We start from the raw sequence: 18,323 nt of genomic DNA on the forward strand, positions 1-18,323 counted from the left end.
GGACTTTGGCCGATCCGGGTTATAGCCGGAACGGCGGAATATGCTTTCTCGTTCCGCGACCCAGCCGGTGCGGTTTCAGACGGCACCGAAGTCATATGGGTCATACCATAGGCGCAATCAATTGCCACCGAGCGCTGTGGATGAGAACGGCGAACACACGGGCCCAGCTATCTAATTTCAGCGAGCGTGGCTTCGTTGCACATTTTATTTGTCTCCACATAAAGACATGTTTATATAGACCTATAGAAAATCGGGCGTTCGTGATCGAGGTGCGGACCGTGGAAGAGCTTTTGACCGGGCTGAGGGCGGTCGCAGAACCGACGCGGTTGCGGCTGCTGGCGCTCTGTTCCGAAAATGAGCTAACGGTGACCGAGCTCACAACGATCCTCGGCCAGAGCCAGCCGCGCGTGTCGCGGCACCTGAAGCTGCTGTGCGAGGGCGGGCTGCTCGAGCGGTTTCGCGAGGGCAATTGGGTGTTCTACCGGTTGGCACGCCTCGGTGGCCGCGGCCTTGCCGAGCGGTTGGCCTCGCTGCTCCCGGCCGATGATCCGACCATCCTCAGAGACCGCGAGCGCCTGGGGGAAATCGAGCGCGAGCGCGAGCGGGCGGCGTCGGTTTATTTCGCGCAGAACGCCTACCAGTGGGGCGCCATCCGCAGCCTGCACGTCGACGAGCGCGACGTGGAGGCTGCCCTCGACGTCTGCCTCGCCGGGCGATCGGTGCGCGATCTGCTCGACATCGGCACCGGGACTGGGCGGATGCTCGAGCTGTTCGCTCCCCGGGTCGAGCGTGCCGTCGGCCTCGACCTGTCGCGCGACATGCTGGCGGTCGCGCGCGTCAATCTGGAACGGGCGATGCTGCGCAACTGCACGGTCCGTCTGGGCGACATGTATGCGCTGCCGTTCGCCATGCCGTCGTTCGACCTGGTGATCCTGCACCAGGTCCTGCATTTCGCCGAGCGTCCTGCCGAGGCGGTGGCCGAGGCGGCGCGCGTGCTGCGTCCAGGCGGGCGCCTGCTGATCGTCGATTTCGCGCCACATCAGCTGGAAACGCTGCGCGAGGATCACGCCCACCGGCGGTTGGGATTTGCCGACGCCGAGGTGCGGGAATGGTCCGCCAAGGCCGGATTGACGCCGCAGGCGCCGGTTCACCTGCCCGGCGATCCGCTGACCGTTGCGATCTGGCCGGCCGAACGCCGCGCCGCCGAGGCCGGCTTGTCGCTGGCCGGCGAGGGCATTGCGGTGCCGAGAATTTTGGGGGAGGTCCATCCATGACGAAGTTTAATTCGGCACCCGTCGCCGTTTCGTTCGAATTCTTCCCGCCCAAGACCGCGGAGATGGAACAGAAGCTGTGGCAGGTCGTCGAGCGCCTGGCGCCGCTCAGCCCGCGCTTCGTGTCGGTCACCTATGGCGCCGGCGGGTCGACGCGCGAGCGTACCCATTCGACGGTGCGCCGGATCCGGCACGAGACCGCGCTCGAGCCGGCCGCCCATCTCACCTGCGTGGGCGCCAGCCGCGCCGAGATCGACGCCATCGTCAGCGACTATTGGGCCTCCGGCATCCGCCATCTGGTGGCGCTGCGCGGCGACCCGCCAGGCGACGCCGCCGGCTACGCCGTGCACCCGGACGGCTACGACTTCGCTGCCGACCTGGTCGCCGGCATCCGCCGCATCGCCGATTTCGAAATCTCGGTCGCCGCATATCCCGAGACCCATCCCGACGCGCCGAGCGCCGAGGCCGACCTCGACAATCTGAAGCGCAAGATCGACGCAGGCGCCACGCGCGCGATCACCCAGAGCTTCTTCGAGGCGGATACCTACCTGCGTTTCGTCGACCGGGCGCGTCGCGCCGGCATCACCGTGCCGATCGTGCCCGGCATCCTGCCGGTGACGAATTTCGCTCAGGTCGCGAAGTTCTGCAAAGGCTGCGGGACCAGCGTCCCGGACTGGATGGCACACACATTCGACGGGCTCGACAATGATCCGGAGACCCGGCGGCTGGTTGCGGCGACCGTAGCGGTCGACCTCGTGCACAAGCTGCAGGCTGCCGGCGTCGAAGAATTCCATTTCTACACGCTCAATCGCGCCGAACTCACGCTCGCGATCTGCCATATGCTGGGCGTTCGTGCGCCGCAAGCCGCGACCCCCGCGCCGGCCCTCGCCGTTTAGCATCAGATTTTAGGACGTTCCCCGATGGCCCATTTCCTCGACGTCTTGTCCGACCGCGTGTTGCTGTGCGACGGCGGCATGGGCTCGCGCGTTCAAGCGACCGAGCTCGACGTCGATCGCGACTATCTCGGTCATGAGAATTGTACCGACATCCTGTGCGAAAGCCGGCCGGACCTGGTCCGCGACATCCATATCGGCTATCTCGAAGCCGGCGCCGACATGGTCGAAACCAATTCCTTCGGCTCGTCGCCGCTGACGCTGGGCGAGTTCGGCCTGCAGGACAAATCCTATGAACTGAGCCGACGCGCCGGCGAGTTGGCTCGCGAAGCGGTCGAAAGCTTCTCCGACGGGCGCGAGCGCTTCGTGCTGGGCTCGGTCGGACCGGGTACCCGGCTGCCGACCCTGGGCCACGTGGATTACCAGACCCTGGAAGACGGGCTCGCGATCCAGGCTTCGGGCCTGATCGACGGCAGCGTCGATGCGATCCTGATCGAGACCTGCCAGGATCCGCTACAAATCAAGGCCGCCGTCAACGGTGCCAAGCGCGCTCGGGCTCTGGCCGGGACCGATACGCCGATCCTGGTCCAGGTGACGGTCGAGACGACCGGCACCCTGCTGGTCGGCGCCGACATCGCCGCCGCCGCGACCGTAATCAACGCGCTCGACGTGCCGCTGATCGGGCTCAATTGCGCCACCGGCCCGCAGGAAATGGCCGAGCATGTGAAGTGGATCGGCGAGAATTGGCCGGGCCTGATCTCCGTGCTGCCCAACGCCGGCCTGCCCGAGCTGGTCGACGGCAAGGCGCATTATCCGCTGATGCCCGACGAGCTCAGCCAGTGGCTGGAACGGTTCATCCGCGAAGACGGCATCAACATGATCGGCGGCTGCTGCGGCACGGACGTGCCGCATATCCAGGCGCTGGACCGGATGCTGCGCCGGATCGGCGGCGACAAGCATCGCCCGGCGCCGGTCAAGCGCACCTCGTTCTGGGTGCCCGGCGTCGCCTCGCTCTATGGCCAGGTGCCCTACCGGCAGGAGAATGCATACCTGTCGATCGGCGAGCGCTGTAATGCCAACGGCTCCAAGAAATTCCGCCTGCTGCAGGATGCCGGCGACTGGGACGGCTGCGTCGAGGTCGGCCGCGAGCAGGTCAAGGAAGGCTCGCACACGCTCGACGTCTGCACCGCCTTCGTCGGACGCAACGAGATCGCCGACATGACCGAGGTCGTGAGCCGCATGCGCGGGTCGGTCTCGGCCCCGCTGGTGATCGATTCGACCGAACTGCCGGTGCTGGAAGCGGCCTTGAAGCTCTATGGCGGCAAGCCGATCCTGAATTCGATCAATTTCGAGGATGGCGAGGTCCCGGCCGAGAAGCGCATGGAGCTGGCCCGCCGGTTCGGCACGGCGGTCATCGCATTGACCATCGACGAAGTCGGCATGGCGAAAGATGCCGACGAGAAGCTGCGCATCGCCAAGCGGCTCTACGAGTTCGCCTGCGTCAAGCATGGGCTGCCGGCCGCCGACCTGATGTTCGATCCGCTGACCTTCACCATCGCGACCGGCAACGAGGACGATCGCAGGCTCGGCTACGAGACCCTGGACGCGATCGAGCGGATCGCGAAGGAACTGCCGGAGTGCCAGATCATCCTGGGCCTGTCGAACATCTCGTTCGGCCTCAACCCGGCGGCGCGCCATGTGCTGAACTCGGTCTATCTGGATCACGCCCTGAAGCGCGGCCTGACCGGCGCCATCGTGCATGTCTCCAAGATCATGCCGCTGCACAAGATCCCGGAAGAGGAAGTCCGCATCGCCGAGGATCTGATCTTCGACCGCCGGCGTGAAGGCTACGATCCGCTGCAGGCGTTCCTGGCGCTGTTCGAGAATCGTACGGCCGCCAAGGCCGAGAAGAAGAGCCGGCCCGAAACGGTCGAGGAGCGGCTGAAGCTGCGCATCGTCGATGGCGACCGGATCGGGCTCGACATCGACCTGACCGATGCTATGAGCACTTATGCGCCGATCGACATCATCAACACCCTTCTGCTCGACGGCATGAAGGTGGTGGGCGAGCTGTTCGGCGCCGGCAAGATGCAATTGCCGTTCGTGCTGCAATCGGCCGAGACCATGAAGGCCGCCGTCGCCTTCCTGGAGCCGCACATGGAGAAGGTCGAGGGCCAGGAGAAAGGCACGATCGTGCTCGCCACCGTGAAGGGCGACGTGCACGACATCGGCAAGAACCTAGTCGACATCATCCTGACCAACAACGGCTACAAGGTCGTCAATCTCGGCATCAAGCAGCCGATCCAGTCGATCCTGCAAGCGGCGATCGACCACAAGGCCGACGTGGTCGGCATGTCCGGCCTGCTGGTCAAGTCGACCGTGGTCATGCGCGAAAATCTCGAGGAGATGACGCGCCAGGGTCTGAACGTGCCGGTCGTCCTGGGCGGGGCCGCGCTGACGCGCCGCTATGTCGAGGAGGATTGCGCCCAATCCTATGGGTCCGGCCGGGTCGCCTATGCCGGCGATGCGTTCGACGGCCTCGCCATGATGGAGCGGGTCGTGGGCGGCCAGTTCGACAATTACCTGACCGAGCTACGCGCCAAGCGGGTCGGGCGGCCGGTCAACGATCGGCGCAAGCTGGGCCAGGCGGCCGAGCCGGCGAAGCCGCTGCGGCCGGTCGACGTCGAGGAGATCCGCCTGCGCCGGGCCGAACTGCATCGCGACATGCCCGTGCCGGTGCCGCCGTTCTGGGGCGCCCGCGTCATCGCCCGCGCGCCGGTCAAGGCGCTGGTGCCGTTCCTGAACGAGCGGATGCTCTATCAATTCCAATGGGGCTTCCGCAAGGACGGGCGCACGCTGGACGAGTTCAAGGCCTGGGCTCACAAGGAGCTGCGCCCGACCCTGCAGCGGATGCTCGACCTGGTGCAGAAGGACGACATCCTGGTGCCGCAGGCGGCCTACGGCTTCTGGAAATGCGCCGCCGAGGGCAATGACGTCATCCTGTTCGAGGAAGACGGCAAGCGCGAGATCTCGCGCTTCAACTTTCCGCGCCAGGCCAAGGATGGCGGGCTGTGCATCTCGGACTTCTTCCGCGACGTCGCGGATCCGCAGCGCGATGTGATCGGACTGCAGGTCGTGACCATGGGCGAGCGTGCCTCGACTGTGGCGCGCGAATGGTTCGCCGAGAACCGCTACCAGGACTATCTGTATCTGCACGGCCTGTCGGTCGAGATGGCCGAGGCGATGGCGGAATATGTCCACAAGCGGATCCGCGCCGAGCTGGGCTTTTCCAGCGACGAGCCACGCGATCTCGATGCGATGCTGAGCCAGCATTATCGCGGCTCGCGCTATTCCTTCGGCTATCCGGCCTGCCCGAATGTCGGCGACCAGAAGGTCATCTTGGAACTGCTGAAAGCGCACGAGATCGGGCTGACCTTGACCGACGAGGACCAACTGGATCCCGAACAATCGACCAGTGCGATCGTCCTGCACCACCCGCAGGCGAAATACTTCTCGGTCTGATACGGATCGACCCGGCGCGCGAAGGCGGCGCGCCGGGTCGCCTCAGGCGATCGCTTCGGCGTAGTGGCAGGCGACCATATGGCCCTCGACCGGGCGCAGCTCCGGGCGTTCGGTGCTGCAGCGGTCGGCGGCGAATGGGCATCGCTTGTGGAAGGCGCAGCCGGTCGGCGGATTGAGCGGGGAAGGCAATTCGCCCTTGACCGCGATGGCGGTCTGGCGATGGGCGGGGTCGACCGACGGCGTCGCCGCCAGCAGGATCTTGGTATAGGGGTGGCGCGGATGCGAGAAGATCGTTGCCTTCGGACCCTGCTCGACCGGCCGGCCCAGGTACATGACCATGACCTCGTCGGCGATGTGACGCACGACCGACAGATCGTGGCTGATGAACAGGTAGGCGAGCCGGAACTCCTCCTGCAGGTCCATCATCAGGTTCAGCACCTGGGCCTGGATCGAGACGTCGAGGGCGGACACGGGCTCGTCGGCCACGACCACGCGGGGCCGCAGCATCAGCGCGCGCGCGATCGCGATGCGCTGGCGCTGGCCGCCGGAGAACATGTGGGGATAGCGGCCGTAATGGTCCTGGCGCAGGCCGACCTTGGCCATCATGGCGCGCGCCGTCTCCTGGCGTTCGGCCGCATTGCCGCGATCGTTGATGGCGAGCGGTTCTTCGAGGATCGAGCCGACGGTCTTACGCGGATTCAGCGAGCCATAGGGGTTCTGGAACACCATCTGGACCGACAGGCGCAGGTGGCGCAGGGCCGCGGCCCCCACGCCCACGGTCGCCTTGCCGTCGATCCACAGTTCGCCGTCGGTCGGTGTCTCCAGCAGGGTCGCGATCCGGGCGAGCGTGGACTTGCCGCAGCCGGACTCGCCCACCACGGCCAGGGTCTTGCCTTCGTTCAAGGTAAAGGACACGCCGTCGACCGCCTTGACCAGCGCCTTCTTGCCCCACAGGCCGCCGCCGATCTCGTAGTGGCGCCGGACGTCCCGCGCTTCCATCAGCGTGGCGCTCATCGCACGGCCTCCACCCGGCCGGGATAGTCGTTCGTCGGCCGCCCTGCCGCATCCAGCGGGAAAAGGCAGCGGGCGCGGGCACCGGCGGGGCCGACGAGCGGCGGCTGGCGCCGCGTGCAGACCTCGACCTGGAACTGGCAGCGCGGGTTGAACAGGCAGCCTTCCGGCCGATCGTCGATGCCGGGCACGACGCCGGGAATGGTCGGCAGGCGCCGCTTGCCGATCGCCCGCTCCGGCAAGGCGTCCAGCAGCGCCGCGGTATAGGGATGCAAGGGCGCGGCGAACAGCGCGTCGGTCGACTGTTCCTCGACCATCTGGCCCGCATACATGACCTGGACGCGCTTGGCGGTCTCGGCAACCACACCCATGTCGTGGGTGATCAGGATCAGGCCCATGCCGCGCTCGCGCTGGAGCGAGACCAGCAGGTCCAGGATCTGCTTCTGGATGGTGACGTCGAGTGCCGTGGTCGGCTCGTCGGCGATCAGCAGGCGCGGGTTGCAGGCGATCGCCATGGCGATCATCACGCGCTGGTTCATGCCGCCGGACAATTGATGGGGAAACGACTTGAGCCGGGTTTCCGGTGCGGGAATCCCAACCTGGTGCAACAGCTCGACCACCCGGTCGCGCACGCCCGATTTCGGTACCACGCCATGGGTCGTCAGCGCTTCGCCGATCTGCCAGCCGATCGGGAAGCAGGGGTTGAGCGACGACATCGGCTCCTGGAACACCATGGCGATGTCCTTGCCGACCAGCCGGCGCCGCTCGCGCGCCGAGATGCCCAACAGGTCGATGCCGTCGAATTTCATGACGTCGGCGGTGACCTTGCCCGGATAGCCGATCAGGCCCATCAGCGCCAGCATCGACACGCTCTTGCCGGAGCCGGATTCGCCGACGACGCACAGGATCTCGCCCGGGTCCAAGGTCATGTCCAGGCGGTCGACGGCACGGAACAACCCGCGCGAGGTCGAGAACTCGACGGTGAGGTTACGGATTTCGAGAGCGGACATCAGCGCTTCAGCTTCGGATCGAGGGCATCGCGCAACCCGTCGCCGAACAGGTTGAAGGCGAGGACGGTGATGAGGATGGCGAGGCCGGGGAAGGTCAGCATCCACCAGGCGCGCTGGTAATATTGCAAGGCGCCGGCGAGCATCGTGCCCCATTCCGGCGTCGGCGGCTGGGCGCCGAGGCCGAGGAAGCTCAAGGCCGCCTCGTCCAGGATGGCACTGGAAAAGCCGAGTGTCGCCTGCACGATCAGCGGAGCCACGCAATTCGGCAGCACGGTGATCAGCATCAGCCGCAGCGTGCCGGCGCCGGCGCAGCGGGTCGCCGTCACGTAGTCGCGCGCCAGCTCCGACAGAGCGGCGGCGCGCACCAGGCGCGTATAGTGCGGCAGGGTGACGATCGACACGGCGAACATGGCGTTCAGCAGGCTGGGATGACCCAGGATCGCGACGATCACCACGGCCAGCACCAGGCTGGGGAACACCAGCAGCACGTCCATCAGCCGCATCAGCGCGATGTCGACCAGGCCGCCGGCGAAGGCGGCGGACAGGCCCAGCAGGGTACCGACCGCGAGCGACAGGGTCACGACCATCGCGCCGATGATCAGCGACAGGCGGGCGCCGTGGATCAGGCGCGACAGGATGTCCCGGCCCAGGTCGTCGGTGCCGAGCGGGAAGTCCAGGCTGCCGCCCTCGACCCAGGCGGGCGGGACGATGAACGAGGAGCGGAACTGCTCGATCGGCGAATGAGGTGCCACATAGTCGGCGCCGATCGCGATCACGATCAGCACGATCATGATGCCGAGCCCAACGATCGCTCCGCGATTCTCGGCGAAGGAATTCCAGAACGCGACGGCGCGGCTGGGCGGCGGGCGTACCGCGACGCGCGCGGCGCCGGTGTCGATCGTCGCCATCAGCGTCGGATCCTGGGATTGAGAAAACCATAGGTGAGGTCGACGCCGAAGTTCACCAGCATGACCAGGCTGGCGACCAGCAGCACGCCGCCCTGCAGCACGGGATAGTCGCGGCGCTGGACCGATTCGACCAGCCAATGGCCGACGCCGGGCCAGGAAAAGATCGTCTCGGTCAGGATGGCGCCGCCCAGCAAGGTGCCGACCTGCAGGCCGATCACGGTCACGACCGGGATCAGGGCATTGCGCAGCGCATGGATCAGCACGACCCGCATGGCGCCCAGGCCCTTGGCGCGCGCGGTGCGGATGTAATCCTCGTTCAGCACTTCCAGCATGGCGGACCGGGTCATGCGCGCGACGGTGGCCAGCGGGATGGTGCCCAGCACGATGGCCGGCAGGATCAGGTGGCTGATCGCCGACAGCACGGCGCCGTCATCGTCGGAAAACCAGGAATCGATCAGCATGAAGCCGGTGTAAGGCTCGATATAGAAGGCGTCGGCGATCCGGCCCGAAACGGGGGTCCAGCCCAGCCCGACCGAGAAAATCAGGATCATCATCAATCCCCACCAGGGGATCGGCATCGAGGCACCGGTTACCGACAGGCCCATCAGCCCATAGTCGAACGGAGACCCGCGCTTCACCGCCGCAATGACGCCCAGCGGCAGTCCGATCGCGATGGCGAAGATGATGGCGCAGACCGCCAACTCGATGGTGGCCGGGAACAGCTGGGTGAATTCCTGCCAGACCGGCTGCTTGGTGACGACGGAGGTGCCGAGATCGCCCGTGGCGACCTGCTCCTCATAGTCGAGGAACTGCTTCCACAGCGGCTGGTCGAGGCCAGCCTCGTGGCGCAACTCCGCCAGCCGTTCGGGCGCGATGCCGCGTTCACCGAAGCGGACCTCGATCGGGTCGCCCGGGACCAGCCGGATGAGCGCGAAGGTCAGCAGGGTCACGCCGATGAAGGTCGGAATGATCAGGCTGATCCGCCGGAGGATGAATTGGAGCAAGGTGTCCCGATACTCGAAAAGAGAGTCGAAGATCGATGGTCGAGGCGGGATCCGATCAAGATGATCGGACCCCGCCTCGGGATCGTTACTTCAGGTCGACTTGGTCGAACTGATGCTTGCCGAACGGGCTCATGATATAGCCCGTCACGTTCGCGCGCATCGGCATGAACACGACCGAATGCGCGATGAGGAAGAACGGCGCCTCGTCATGCATGATCACCTGGGCCTGCAGGTAGAGCTTCTTGCGTTCCGCCTGGTCGGTGATGGTCGCGGCCTTGCTGATCAGGTCGTCGAACTGCTGGTTGCACCATTTCGACGCGCTGCCGCCGCCCGGACGGGCCGCCGCACAGCTGGACAGCGGGACGAAGAAATTGTCCGGATCGCCGTTGTCGCCGGTCCAGCCAAGCTCGGCCGCCTGATGCTCGCCCTGCTGGACGCGCTTGCGGTACTCGCCCCATTCATAGCTGACGATGTTCGCCTTGATGCCGACCTTGGCCAGGTCCGACTGCATCAACTCGGCGATCCGCTTGGCGTCCGGGTTGTACGGACGCTGCACCGGCATGGCCCAGAGGTCGGTCTCGAAGCCATCGGGGAAACCGGCCTCGGCCAGCTTCTTCTTGGCATCCGCCTGATCGAACTTGAAGTCCTGGACGTCGTTGTTGTAGGCCCAGAGCGTCGGCGGGATCAGGTTCTTGGCCGGCGAGCCCGCACCCTGGTAGACCGCGTCGAGGATCGCCTTCTTGTCGATCGCCTCGTTCATGGCGATGCGCACGAGCTTGTTGTCGAACGGCTTCTTCTGGGTATTGAAGGCCAGGTAGCCGATGTTCAGGCCCGGCTGCTCCTGCAGCTGCAGGGTCTTGTCGGTCTTGATAGACGGCAGGTCGGCGACGTTCGGGAACGCAATGACCTGGCATTCGTTCGCACGCAGCTTGGCCAGGCGAACCGCCGGGTCCTTGTTGATCGAGAACACCAGGTTGTCGATCTTCGGCTTCGTGCCCCAGAAATCCTTGAACGCCTTGTAACGGATCGTCGAATCCTTGGTGTACTGCACGAACTCGAACGGACCGGTTCCGATCGGCGTCTGGTCGATCTGCTCCGGCTTGTTCTTCTTCACCAGCGCGTCGGCATATTCCTTGGACTGGATCGACATGAAATCCATGGCCATGTCGGCCAGGAACGGCGCGTTCGGGCCGGTCAGCGTGACCTTGATGGTCAGCGGATCGACCTTCTCGACCGTCTTCAGGAGCTTCGGAAAGCTCATGTCGTTGAAATAGTCGTAGCTGCCGCCCGACACTTTGTGGAACGCGTTGTCGTCCTTCCACTGCCGCTCGAAAGAAAAGATCACGTCGTCGGCGTTGAAGTCGCGCGTCGGCTTGAAATCGGCGTTGGAATGGAACTTCACGCCCTTGCGCAGATGGAACGTATAGACGGTCCCGTCGGCCGAAACGTCCCATTTCTCCGCCAGGCCAGGCTCGATCTCGGTCGTGCCGCGCTTGAACTCGACCAGCTTGTTGTAGATCGGCAGATTGGCATCGAAGGTCGTGCCCGTCGTGTTGATCTGCGGATTGAAGTTTTCCGGCGAGCCTTCCGAGCAATAGACGAGCGTCTTGGCGGCTTGCGCCTCGCTCGCCGCACCCATGAACCCGAATGCCGCGAGCGCGCAGGCTGCAGCCATGGCCTTGTAGGTCATCCTAACGTGATCTCCTCTGTCGGTTTATACCGGGCGTCCTGGCGATGATGTCCCCCGACACTCGCCGTCGCTTCTCTCTTGGGAGCGTGCATTAGACCACCTTTGCACGACCTGTCAAACCGCACCCGGAGGCGGGGAGCGCCGCAATTCGGCGTTCCGGTCGCGGCCGTCCCGCGGCGCGCCCATTCTTCGACGAAATCGCCTCCGGTCCGCGCAGCGGACCCTCGCCCGGGGGCGCGGCTGGAAATGGATCTGGAGGGCCGCCAGGATTTATTCTCTGAACGGTAGGGTGGTTTGAAATATCCTGTCGGATTTAACATTCTAATGTGCTTCATTCCGGAGTATCGGACTATATATTCGAGCGATCTTCTTCAAAAGCCGGGTTCAGGATGGCCGTGATCTCGAGTCTACCGACGTTCGAGGCACCGTATATGCGGCGATCCAGGCGGATACAATAGTTGTGATGATGTTTGCTGTCTTGTTCAAAAAATTTATTCGGTTATAGGGTTTTTTCTCGTTTTCCGAGCCGTGCGATATTTCGGATTTCCGTCGATGCCGGGGATCGAATGCCGCGGCCGGCGCGATTTCCCATAACCGGCATTCCGGCCGGCCGGCCATCCGGCGTATAGTCCCGCGCACCATGGAATTTCCCACGCCCTTCGCCGTGCATGCCGAGACGGTTCGACCCGAATGGATCGACTACAACGGCCATATGAACGTCGCCTATTACGTGCTGGTGTTCGACCACGCGACCGATGCGCTGTTCGAGGCGCTCGGCCTCGGCCCGACCTACCGCCATGCGAACGACCTCACCCTGTTCGCGGTCGAATCGCACATCCTCTATACCCGCGAGGTGGCGCAAGGCGATCTTCTGCGGGTCGAGAGCCGCGTGCTCGGCGGCGACGGCAAGCGGTTGCATTTCGGTCATGAGATGTTCCATGCCGCCGAAGGGTGGCGTGCGGCCACGATCGAACTGATGGCGGTGCATGTCGACCTTGCCACGCGACGGACCTCGGCCTTTCCGCCCGAACGGCAGCAGGCGATCGAGCGCGCCGTGGCGGCGCACGCGGCCTTGCCCGCCGCCGATTGGGTCGGTCGCCATGTCTCGCTGACGCGGCATAAGCGCTAGGGACGAGGGACCATGCCCCACGCCTCCGCCGCCGCGCCGATCGGCTTCTTCGCGACACGCCGGCGCTGGCTCGAACTGCGCTGGAAACTGTTGCAGCGCGCCTTGTCGCACAGTGCACTCCGCGACGACGAACTGGCCTTCCTCGGACTGGCCGCCCTCGTGGGCGTGCTGGCCTCGCTCAGCGTCGTCCTGCTGCGGCTTGCGGTCACGACGATCCATACGCTCGCCTTCGGCATCCCGACCGATCAGCACTTGAGCGTGGGCGGCGTCCAGGATTGGCGGCTGGTGTTGATCGTGCCGGTCGTGGGCGGCGTCGTGATCGGCGGCGTTGCCTGGGCATTGCGCCGCTGGCGGCCCCACGACATCGTCGATGCGATCGAGGCGAACGCCCTCTACGGCGGCCGGATGTCGTTACTGGACAGCCTCAACCTGGCGCTGCAGAGCATCCTATCCTCGGGTGTCGGCGCTTCGGTCGGGCTCGAGGCGGCTTATACCCAGGTCGGTTCCGGCTTGGCGTCGCGACTGGCGGGGATCCTGAAATTGCGGCGCGACGACCGGCGCATGCTGGTCGGCTGCGGCGCCGCCGCCGCCATCGCCGCCGCCTTCAACGCGCCGTTGACCGGTGCGTTCTACGCGTTCGAGCTGATCCTCGGCAGCTATACGCTGTCGGGCCTGGCGCCGGTGACGATCGCCGCCCTGACCGGCACCTTCACGGCGCGCTGGGTATTTGGCGCGGATCCGGTCTTCACGGTCAGCCAGGCGGTCCGTATCGGCGGCTGGGACTATGCGGCGTTCCTGGCGCTGGGGCTGCTGTCGGCTGGGCTCGGCATCGTCGTCATGCGTGGCGTGACCGCGACCGAGGGCTGGTTTCGCCGATGGTCGATCCCGTTCTGGCTGCGGCCGGGCATCGGGGCCATTCCGGTCGGACTGATCGCCCTGGTCTGGCCTCAGGTGCTGGGCAGCGGCCATGGTGGCATCGAACTCGATCTCCACATCGCCCTCACCCTGCCGTTCATGATCGGGCTCGTCCTGGCCAAAATCGCCGCGTCTGCGATCTCGATCGGCGCGGGTTTCCGAGGCGGCCTGTTCAGTTCGGCCCTGTTCATCGGCAGCCTGATGGGGGGTGCCCTCGCCATGCTGATCGACCGCGTGATCCCCTCGGCCGTGCTGGATCCGCTGGCCTATTCGCTGGTTGGCATGGGCACGGTCGGTGCCGCGATCGTCGGCGCGCCGACCGCGATGATCCTGCTGGTGCTGGAGACGACCGGCGACTTCTCGGCCACGGTCGGGGTCATGGTCGGCGTGGTCGCGGCCTCGGTCGCGGTCCGGCACTGGTTCGGTTATTCCTTCGCGACCTGGCGCTTCCATCTGCGCGGCCTCAAGATCCGCAGCCCGGAGGACATCGGCTGGTTCGACGAGATCAAGGTCGGCCGCCTGATGCGCGGCGATCCGAAGACCGTGCCGGTCGAGATCACGGTCGCTGCGCTGCGCCGCGCCTATCCGCTGGGCAGCACCAAGCAGGTCTTTGCCATCGAGGACGGCAAGCTGGCCGGCCTGATCGACCTGTCCGAGGTCCACGGACCCGACCTCGAAGGTGACCCGGCGGTGCAGACGGCGCAAGGCCTGGTGCACAAGGCGCCCTTCCTGCTGCCGGGCGACGGCGTGCGCCAGGCGCTGGCCCGCTTCAGCGAGGCCCGCCTCGAAGCGCTGCCGGTGGTCGACGATCCGGACGGCCTGCAGGTCATCGGCTACCTGACCGAAGCCTACGCGCTGCGCCGCTATACTCAGGAGCTGGAGCGTCGGCGCAGCGAAGGCGGCGGAGGCTCCAATCTGTTCGCCGGGTCCGTGCCGCCCAAGACCTGACGGTCAGGCCTCGATCGGCAGGGCCAACTCGGTCATCCGCCGGTCCGGCGGCGTGGTCCAGCGATCGTTGATGTAGATCTCCAGCGGTGGCGCCGCGCGCAAGGTGATGCCGCTTTGCGGCAGCCAGAGGCCGTACAGCCGCCCGAACGCCTCGCTGATCAGCGAGCAGGGGCCGACATGGCGATAGACCGCATAAGGTCCACCTTCGATGTCGAGCCAGCGCACCTCGTCGTCCGGCAACGGGGGTTCGAGGCCCGGGATGAGGCCGACGCACGCGTCGTAGCGGATCCGATCGCCAGGCACCTGCTCCGAATCGTCGTAGGGCAGGCCGATGCAGCTTTCGATCCGGCCGATCAGCCCCCGCTGGCGCATCCACAGCCACAGGGCGTCCCAGACCTGGGGAACCTGCGGATAGGGGCCCAGCTTGCGCATGGCCAGCACGCGGCGGGCCGGAAGTTCCCTGATCTCCACCTCCATGGGATCCCCTTCCCGGATGGCGCGATCGATCCGGGCGTGCCGGGACCGATAGCCGGACGGCGTCATGCCGGCAAAGGCGCTGAAGGCACGGGTGAAGCCGCGCCCGCTGTCGAAGCCGGCCTCGACCGCGATGTCGATCACCGCGCGCTCGCTCGTCGTCAGCGCCGTCGCGGCTTGCAGCAGGCGCATCCTGCGCACCGTGTCGGCAATCGTCTCGCCGGTCATGCCGCGATAGATCCGATGGAAATGGAACGGCGAAAAGCACGCGACCTCGGCCAGCCGCTCGAACGACATGTCGTCGTCGAGATCGGTCCGCAGGCGGTTCATTACTTTCAGGATGCGTCGTCTATAGTCCCGCTCCGTCGTCTCCCGCATCGTCTCCGGCCGATCGTTGAAGTCCGAAGGCAGTATGCCATCACGGCCGCATCGGGGCGCGACCGGATTTGCGGATTTAATCTTCGCCCGGATGGGGCAATGCCGCCGGCGGGAACGGATGCTGCCGCACGGTGCCGGGCAGGCGGCGCGCCAGGCGGGCCAGGGTCAGGTGGACGATCGGCGTCGTATAGAGCGTCAGGAATTGCGAGATCAGCAGGCCGCCGACGATGGCGATGCCCAGCGGCCGGCGCAGCTCGAACCCGGCGCCCGAGCCCAGCGCCAGCGGCAGCGCGCCGATGAGGGCAGCGAAGGTCGTCATCATGATCGGCCGGAAGCGCACACGGGCCGCGTCGAAGATCGCGGCCTCGGGTGCCGCACCCTCGCGCTCGGCCTGCAGCGCGAAATCCACCATCATGATGGCGTTCTTCTTGACGATGCCGATCAGCAGGATGATGCCGATGACCGCGATGACGCTGAGGTCGTAGCCGGTCAGCATCAGCATGACGAGAGCGCCCAGGCCGGCCGAGGGCAGCGACGACAGGATCGTCAGCGGATGGACGAGGCTCTGGTAGAGGATGCCCAGCACGATATAGACGACCAGGATCGCGGCGCCGATCAGCCAGGGCTGGGACGCGAGCGAGCGCTCGAACTCGCCGGCATTGCCGTCGAACGAGGTCTGCAGGCCGGGCGGCTTGCCGACCCGGTTCTCCATCCGATGGATCGCCTCGACCGCATCGCCCAGCGCGACACCCGGCGCGGTCGAGAAATTGACGACGGCGGAGGGCAGTTGCGCCCGGTGGTAGATCACCAGGGGTGCGGTGCCGGTCTCGATGTGGCTGACCGTGCTGAGCGGCACCAGGGTGCCGGTGTCCGATGCCACGTACAGCGTTTCGAGTGCGCGTTCGTCGAGCCGGAAGTTCGGGTCGGCCTGCATGATGACGTAGCTCTGCAGCGAATCACCGTAGATTTCGAGAACCTTGCGCTGCCCGAAGGCGTCGTAGAGCGTGTTGTCGATCGCCTGGATATGTACGCCCAGACGGGCCGCTGTCGGCCGGTCGACGACCAGCTTGACCGTCGGGATGCGCTTGGCGGCATCGGACGCCACGTCGCGCAGTTGCGGCAGCTTCTTCAGCGCGTCGGTCAGCACCGGGACCCACTGGTCGAGCTCCGTCGCCGAGGGGTCCGTGATCTGGTAGATATAGTCTCCGCTGGTCGGCGTGGCGCCGATCACCAGTTCCTGCTGGGCCCGCACATAGGTCTTGATGCCGCTGACCGAAGCGGTCGCCTTGCGCAGGCGTGCCGCGACCTCGAGCGTGCTCGGCCGTTCGGCGGCGGGCTTCAGGACGACCCAGCTGTTGCCGTCCTTCGTCGAAAACAGCCCGGTCCAGACCGTGGCCACAGCAGGATCGGCGCGCAGCACGGCGTCGATCTGCCGGGAGACGGCGATCATGGTCTCCGCCGACGTGTCCGGCGGCGCATCCAGGGTCACGTCGATCTGGCCGTTGTCCTGCTGCGGGAAGAATCCCTTGGGAATGGCATGGAACAGCCAGCCCGTGACCAGCATCGTGCCGACGAACAGGGCCAGCATGGGCTTGGCATGGCGCAGCGACCAGGCGAGGCTGCGCGTATACCCGTTGGTCATGCCGGTCACCGCCGCCTCGCAGGCGCGGACCACGGCATTCTGCCGTCCCGGTCGATGGGGGCGGATGAAGCGTGCGCACATGGCGGGGGTCAAGGTCAGCGAGATCAGGGCCGAGATCAGGATCGCGGCGCTGACGGCGACGCCGAACTCGCGGAACAGACGGCCGACCATGCCGCCCATGAACAGCACCGGGATGAACACGGCAACGAGCGATGCGGTCATCGAGACGATGGTGAATGCCACCTGCTTCGTGCCGCGGATCGTCGCCGTCAGCGGCGCTTCGCCGGCCTCGACATGGCGGGACACGTTCTCGATCACGACGACCGCATCGTCGACGACGAAGCCGACCGCGACGATCAGCGCCATCAGCGACAGGTTGTCGAGCGAGTAGCGGCAGGCGAACAGCACCATGAAGGTGCCGAGGATCGACAGCGGGATCGTGATGCCTGGAATGACCGTGGCCGCCAGATTGCGCAGGAAGATGAAGATCACCAGCACGACCAGGCCCGTGGTCAGCAGCAGCGTGAACTCGACCTCGCCGACCGCCGATCGGATGAGGCCGGCCCGATCCGAGAACACTTCCAGCTTGATGCCGGGGGGCAGGGCGGCAGTGACGCCCGGCAGCGCCGCGCGGATGCCGTCGACCGTGCGCACCACATTGGCGCCGGCCGTCTTTTTAAAGCCGATGACATGGGCCGGCCGGCCGTTCATCCAGGACCGCTGGACCTCGTCCTCGGGTCCTTCCTCGACGGTCGCGACGTCGCTCAGATGCACCGCGGCATTGTTGCGGAAGGCGACGACCAGGTCGCGGAATTCCTCGACGTCCTTCAGCTGGTCGTTGCTGTCGACCTGCGCCGTCGCCACCCCGTTGTCCAGGCTGCCCTTCGGCCGGTTCTGGCTCGCCTGCAGCAGCGCCTGGCGAACGTCCTCGAGCGACAGCTGGCGGCCGGCGAGCGCGGTCGGGTTGACCCGCACCCGGATCGCCGAGCGGATGTTCTGCTGGATCTGGCCGCGCCGGACGCCCGGGATGAGCGAGGCGCGGCGCAGCACCAGCGTGTCGGTGTAGCGGCCGACCTCGGCCAGGGGCAGCGTGTCGGAACTGAGCGCCACATAGAGCACCGACCAGTCGCTGGGGTTGCCCTTGTAGGCGCCCGGCGGGTTCGGCAGATCGGCGGGCAGGTCGCCGGCGGCGGCGTCGATGTTGTGTTGGACCTCGGCATAGGCCGCGTTGATGTCGGTCTCGAGCGACAGTTCGACGCGGATCTCGGTATTGCCCTGGGTATTGACCGAGGTCAGCTGCCGGATACCCTGGGTGTAGATCAACTGCTGTTCCAGCGGCGAGGCGACGTTCGACGCCATCACCTCGGGACTGGCGCCCGGCCAGGAGACATCGACCTCGATCGTCGGATAATCGACCTCGGGCAATGCCGCGATCGGCAGCAGGGTCCAGGCGGCGATGCCGAACACCAGCAGGCCCAGCACCGCCAGCAGGGCCGCGACCGGCCGGGTCACGAAATAGTCGATCATC

At 66.1% G+C, this 18,323-nt stretch carries 12 protein-coding genes; 5 read left to right on the top strand and 7 right to left on the bottom strand.

The window, feature by feature from the left end:
• Nucleotides 1-140 precede the first annotated feature (140 nt).
• From VGV37_RS19200 to metH, 3 genes are read left to right on the top strand one after another with little or no spacing between them, the layout of a single operon-like run.
• Nucleotides 141-1,274 carry a metalloregulator ArsR/SmtB family transcription factor gene (locus tag VGV37_RS19200; RefSeq protein ID WP_326881349.1) on the top strand — a complete coding sequence of 378 codons (1,134 nt, stop codon included), beginning with the start codon at nucleotides 141-143 and terminating at the stop codon, nucleotides 1,272-1,274.
• Nucleotides 1,271-2,167 (top strand): methylenetetrahydrofolate reductase, encoded by an 897-nt coding sequence (metF, locus tag VGV37_RS19205; protein WP_326881350.1) that lies wholly within the window; start codon nucleotides 1,271-1,273, stop codon nucleotides 2,165-2,167. The genes VGV37_RS19200 and metF overlap by 4 nt, the downstream gene beginning before the upstream one ends.
• A gap of 24 nt (nucleotides 2,168-2,191) precedes the next feature.
• Entirely contained in the window at nucleotides 2,192-5,686 is a 3,495-nt protein-coding gene (gene metH, locus VGV37_RS19210) for a methionine synthase (RefSeq protein ID WP_326881351.1), read from the top strand.
• Nucleotides 5,687-5,728: 42 nt separating this feature from the next.
• Here metH and VGV37_RS19215 read toward each other — a convergent pair whose 3' ends face one another.
• The 5 genes from VGV37_RS19215 to VGV37_RS19235 all read right to left on the bottom strand — a co-directional run bounded on the left by VGV37_RS19215 (nucleotide 5,729) and on the right by VGV37_RS19235 (nucleotide 11,309).
• Nucleotides 5,729-6,700: a peptide ABC transporter ATP-binding protein gene (locus VGV37_RS19215; protein WP_326881352.1), complete on the bottom strand. Its 972-nt coding sequence runs from the start codon at nucleotides 6,698-6,700 to the stop codon at nucleotides 5,729-5,731.
• On the bottom strand, nucleotides 6,697-7,707 hold the full coding sequence (locus VGV37_RS19220) for an ABC transporter ATP-binding protein (protein ID WP_326881353.1): 1,011 nt from the start codon (nucleotides 7,705-7,707) through the stop codon (nucleotides 6,697-6,699). Before VGV37_RS19220 ends, VGV37_RS19215 begins: the two co-directional genes overlap by 4 nt.
• Nucleotides 7,707-8,615: an ABC transporter permease subunit gene (locus VGV37_RS19225; protein WP_326881354.1), complete on the bottom strand. Its 909-nt coding sequence runs from the start codon at nucleotides 8,613-8,615 to the stop codon at nucleotides 7,707-7,709. The genes VGV37_RS19220 and VGV37_RS19225 overlap by 1 nt, the downstream gene beginning before the upstream one ends.
• Nucleotides 8,615-9,619, bottom strand: coding sequence for an ABC transporter permease subunit (locus VGV37_RS19230; RefSeq protein WP_326881355.1), 1,005 nt, complete (start codon nucleotides 9,617-9,619; stop codon nucleotides 8,615-8,617). Before VGV37_RS19230 ends, VGV37_RS19225 begins: the two co-directional genes overlap by 1 nt.
• An 85-nt stretch (nucleotides 9,620-9,704) precedes the next feature.
• On the bottom strand, nucleotides 9,705-11,309 hold the full coding sequence (locus VGV37_RS19235) for an ABC transporter substrate-binding protein (RefSeq protein WP_326881356.1): 1,605 nt from the start codon (nucleotides 11,307-11,309) through the stop codon (nucleotides 9,705-9,707).
• Nucleotides 11,310-11,949: 640 nt separating this feature from the next.
• Between VGV37_RS19235 and VGV37_RS19240 the strand changes: the two genes are divergently transcribed.
• Both VGV37_RS19240 and VGV37_RS19245 read left to right on the top strand, forming a co-directional pair.
• Complete coding sequence (locus VGV37_RS19240; protein ID WP_326881357.1) at nucleotides 11,950-12,438, top strand: thioesterase family protein; 489 nt, start codon at nucleotides 11,950-11,952, stop codon at nucleotides 12,436-12,438.
• Nucleotides 12,439-12,450: 12 nt separating this feature from the next.
• On the top strand, nucleotides 12,451-14,301 hold the full coding sequence (locus tag VGV37_RS19245) for a chloride channel protein (RefSeq protein WP_326881358.1): 1,851 nt from the start codon (nucleotides 12,451-12,453) through the stop codon (nucleotides 14,299-14,301).
• A gap of 3 nt (nucleotides 14,302-14,304) precedes the next feature.
• Here the strand turns inward: VGV37_RS19245 and VGV37_RS19250 are convergent, their stop codons facing one another.
• Together VGV37_RS19250 and VGV37_RS19255 are read right to left on the bottom strand one after the other, a co-directional pair.
• Nucleotides 14,305-15,105, bottom strand: a complete 801-nt coding sequence (locus VGV37_RS19250; RefSeq protein WP_326881359.1) for an AraC family transcriptional regulator — start codon at nucleotides 15,103-15,105, stop codon at nucleotides 14,305-14,307.
• A gap of 124 nt (nucleotides 15,106-15,229) precedes the next feature.
• Nucleotides 15,230-18,322 carry an efflux RND transporter permease subunit gene (locus tag VGV37_RS19255; RefSeq protein WP_326881360.1) on the bottom strand — a complete coding sequence of 1,031 codons (3,093 nt, stop codon included), beginning with the start codon at nucleotides 18,320-18,322 and terminating at the stop codon, nucleotides 15,230-15,232.
• Nucleotide 18,323: the final 1 nt, after the last annotated feature.

The organism is Aliidongia sp., assembly GCF_035943795.1.
In the GTDB taxonomy this organism is placed as follows: domain Bacteria; phylum Pseudomonadota; class Alphaproteobacteria; order ATCC43930; family CGMCC-115725; genus Aliidongia.

What these genes read in the sequence shown, in the direction of transcription:
- VGV37_RS19200 (WP_326881349.1), top strand. Translation starts at nt 141, where the DNA reads ATGAGAACGGCGAACACACGGGCCCAGCTATCTAATTTCAGCGAGCGT.
- metF (WP_326881350.1), top strand. Translation starts at nt 1,271, where the DNA reads ATGACGAAGTTTAATTCGGCACCCGTCGCCGTTTCGTTCGAATTCTTC.
- metH (WP_326881351.1), top strand. Translation starts at nt 2,192, where the DNA reads ATGGCCCATTTCCTCGACGTCTTGTCCGACCGCGTGTTGCTGTGCGAC.
- VGV37_RS19215 (WP_326881352.1), bottom strand. Translation starts at nt 6,700, where the DNA reads ATGAGCGCCACGCTGATGGAAGCGCGGGACGTCCGGCGCCACTACGAG.
- VGV37_RS19220 (WP_326881353.1), bottom strand. Translation starts at nt 7,707, where the DNA reads ATGTCCGCTCTCGAAATCCGTAACCTCACCGTCGAGTTCTCGACCTCG.
- VGV37_RS19225 (WP_326881354.1), bottom strand. Translation starts at nt 8,615, where the DNA reads ATGGCGACGATCGACACCGGCGCCGCGCGCGTCGCGGTACGCCCGCCG.
- VGV37_RS19235 (WP_326881356.1), bottom strand. Translation starts at nt 11,309, where the DNA reads ATGACCTACAAGGCCATGGCTGCAGCCTGCGCGCTCGCGGCATTCGGG.
- VGV37_RS19240 (WP_326881357.1), top strand. Translation starts at nt 11,950, where the DNA reads ATGGAATTTCCCACGCCCTTCGCCGTGCATGCCGAGACGGTTCGACCC.
- VGV37_RS19245 (WP_326881358.1), top strand. Translation starts at nt 12,451, where the DNA reads ATGCCCCACGCCTCCGCCGCCGCGCCGATCGGCTTCTTCGCGACACGC.
- VGV37_RS19250 (WP_326881359.1), bottom strand. Translation starts at nt 15,105, where the DNA reads ATGAACCGCCTGCGGACCGATCTCGACGACGACATGTCGTTCGAGCGG.
- VGV37_RS19255 (WP_326881360.1), bottom strand. Translation starts at nt 18,322, where the DNA reads ATGATCGACTATTTCGTGACCCGGCCGGTCGCGGCCCTGCTGGCGGTG.